Source organism: Kytococcus schroeteri, assembly GCF_002847825.1.
GTDB lineage: Bacteria > Actinomycetota > Actinomycetes > Actinomycetales > Dermatophilaceae > Kytococcus > Kytococcus schroeteri.
Map to the genome: position 1 here is coordinate 1 of NZ_PKIZ01000176.1, position 301 is coordinate 301.

The window sequence follows — 301 nt, forward strand, 5'->3', positions numbered from 1 at the left end:
CGAGTTCCACCACGCCACCCCGATCTACGAGACCATGCCCGCGTGGGACGAGGACATCACGGACTGCAAGACCTTCGAGGAACTACCGCAGAAGGCGCAGGATTACGTCAAGCGCCTGGAGGAGCTTTCCGGCTGCCGCATTTCCTACATCGGCGTGGGGCCGGGGCGCGACCAGACGATCGTTATCAATGACGTTGCGGAGAGCTAGGGCTGGCGCCGTGGCGATAGGCGGTGCTAGCTAGAGCCTGCGTAGGAATTCGGCCAGCAGTTCCGCCGCCCGGGTGAGGTTGGCCTGGAACTG

General features: G+C 63.8%; 1 protein-coding gene. It reads left to right on the forward strand.

All coding sequences use genetic code 11. The features are described 5' to 3' along the window. Positions 1-208 (forward strand): adenylosuccinate synthetase (locus CYJ76_RS12060; RefSeq protein ID WP_180802319.1); only part of this gene is annotated, 208 nt, incomplete at its 5' end. Between the last annotated feature and the right edge of the window lie 93 nt (positions 209-301).